At 65.5% G+C, this 2,178-nt stretch carries 3 protein-coding genes; all 3 read right to left on the bottom strand.

The features are described from left to right. Positions 1 to 72: 72 nt before the first annotated feature. The gene (locus MOV61_RS29560; protein ID WP_247139127.1) at positions 73 to 1,191 is read right to left on the bottom strand and encodes a carbon-phosphorus lyase complex subunit PhnI; all 1,119 of its coding nucleotides are present in this window, start codon (positions 1,189 to 1,191) and stop codon (positions 73 to 75) included. 118 nt (positions 1,192 to 1,309) lie between these two features. After that, positions 1,310 to 1,912 carry a phosphonate C-P lyase system protein PhnH gene (gene phnH, locus MOV61_RS29565; RefSeq protein ID WP_038548054.1) on the bottom strand — a complete coding sequence of 201 codons (603 nt, stop codon included), beginning with the start codon at positions 1,910 to 1,912 and terminating at the stop codon, positions 1,310 to 1,312. Next, on the bottom strand, positions 1,912 to 2,178 hold a 267-nt coding region (gene phnG, locus MOV61_RS29570), incomplete at its 5' end, for a phosphonate C-P lyase system protein PhnG (protein WP_247139128.1). The genes phnH and phnG, both read right to left, overlap by 1 nt.

Raw genomic sequence — 2,178 nt, forward strand, 5'->3', positions numbered from 1 at the left:
GGGCGGCGCCTGCGATGGTGACGGCGGAGGCGATTGAGCCGCCACTGAACTGCGGCCGGACCGGCATCACGGTCATTCGGCGGCCTCCTGCAGGCCGCCCTTAACGCCATTGCCGCCATTGCGCGCCGCCTCGATGTCCGAGCGCATCCTACGCACCAGCGCAAGCTCGGCCTGGAAGTCGACGTAATGCGGCAGTTTCAGGTGCTCGACAAAACCGGTCGCCTGGACGTTGTCCGAATGCGAGATCACAAATTCCTCGTCCTGCGCCGGCGCGGTAATATCCTCGCCCAACTCTTCCGCACGCAGCGCCCGGTCGACCAGCGACATCGACATCGCCTTGCGCTCGCTCTGGCCGAAGACCAGGCCGTAACCGCGGGTGAACTGCGGCGGTGCCTTGGACGAACCCTTGAACTGATTGACCATCTGACATTCGGTGACCTGGATGCGGCCGAGCGAAACGGCAAAGCCGAGCTCCGCGACTTCGATCTCGATTTCCACTTCGCCAATGCGGATTTCGCCGACGAACGGGTGGTTGCGGCCGTAACCGCGCTGGGTGGAATAACCGAGCGCCAAGAGGAAACCTTCGTCACCACGGGCGAGCGCCTGCAGGCGCAGATCGCGGCTCATCGGGAATTCCATCGGCTCGCGGGTGATGTCGCCGGCCTGATGGTCCTCGGAAAACTCGCCGTCCGGTTCGATCAGGCCTTCATGGGCGAGAATGTCCGAAACCCGCATGATGTGCTCTTCCGGCGTATCGCGGCGCTCCGGCTCATCGACCGGTTCGTCGGTGAGCAGCGAAGGGTCAAGCAGCCTGTGGGTATAGTCGAATGTCGGGCCGAGAAGCTGGCCGCCCGGCAGGTCCTTGTAGGTCGCCGACACGCGCCGCTCGACCTTCATGGCGGCCGTATCGACCGGAACGGAGGAACCGAAGCGCGGCAGCGTGGTGCGATAGGCGCGCAGCAGGAAGATCGCCTCGATCATGTCGCCGCGCGACTGGCGGACAGCAAGCGCCGCGAGCGCCCGGTCGAAAAGCGAGGCCTCGGCCATCACCCGGTCGACGGCGAGGCCCAGTTGCTCGACGATCTGCTCGATGGTGACGGAAGGGAGCGAGCGATCGCCCCGACGCCGGTCGGCCAGCAGCCGGTGAGCGTTGTTGATGGCGGCCTCGCCACCCTTGACGGCAACATACATGGTTCATTCTCCTGGCCATCACCGGCATTCCATGGAAGACGCGGGAAGGGTTTTGGTCGTTCGGCCCCAGCGGCTGCCCCGAGCAGGCGGCCCCAAGGCTAAAAAGTCAGATATCCGTTCATTGCGTTGCGATCCGTACCGTCCGCGGCAGGCACAGCAGGCTCTTGCCGGCCGTCAGGATGACATCGACGCCGCGCGGGAAGAGCGCCCGGTTGTCGGCCCAAAGCCGTGGAAACACTTCCGGAAGACCCTTCACCATGACGGTCGTTGCATGCGGAATGCCGGGACCGGTCAGCGTCAGCGGCAGGCCTTCGCCAAGTGCTGCGACTTCGATGACCAGCGTCGTCGAACGGTCCGGATATTCCTGGGTGCCGGCCGAAAACAGGCCGAACGAGGCAAGCGTCGCGCCGGCTTCAACGAAGGCGAAGCGGGCCTCCGCCTTTTCGCGGGTGATCGGCGCTCCGGTATGGAAACCGATCCATTCGCCGGTGGCCGATTTGGCAAGGCCGGCGCTCAGCCAGACGGGCGTTTCATGGTCGCACAGCGTCACGGCGATCGCCCCGGCTGCTCCTCCAAGCGGCTCGGGCTGACCGACATCCGGTCCGACGGTGCGGATCGTTCCCGGACGGGCCATGCCGTCCATCAGCATGCGGAACACGCCCTGGGATTCGAAAACCGGCTCCCCGAACCCGCCGGAAAGCGCTTGCGTCTTGATGTTCATCAGTCGTCCCCCCGTACCATGGTGAAGAAATCGACGCGAGTCGCCGCCGTCTCCTCCGCTTTTTGTTTGTCCTCCGCCGCGATGCGGGCCTCGATGGGCGCGAGCAGCGTGGTCTCCACGAAATCGCGCGTGCCGGCCTCCTGCCAGAGCGCGTCGAAAATGGCTGCAAGCCGGACATTGTCCTTAGACGTGCCGAGCGCCTGCCCATGGCCGGCAGTGCCGGATGCCAGGAGCACGGTCGCCCGCGTCACCGTCGCCTCGCCGAG

The sequence above is a fragment of the Neorhizobium sp. BETTINA12A genome (assembly GCF_023006485.1).
Classification (GTDB): domain Bacteria; phylum Pseudomonadota; class Alphaproteobacteria; order Rhizobiales; family Rhizobiaceae; genus Neorhizobium.

Excerpts from the sequence above, each read along its gene's own strand:
- phnH (WP_038548054.1), bottom strand. The coding sequence starts at position 1,912 with ATGAACATCAAGACGCAAGCGCTTTCCGGCGGGTTCGGGGAGCCGGTT.
- MOV61_RS29560 (WP_247139127.1), bottom strand. The coding sequence starts at position 1,191 with ATGTATGTTGCCGTCAAGGGTGGCGAGGCCGCCATCAACAACGCTCAC.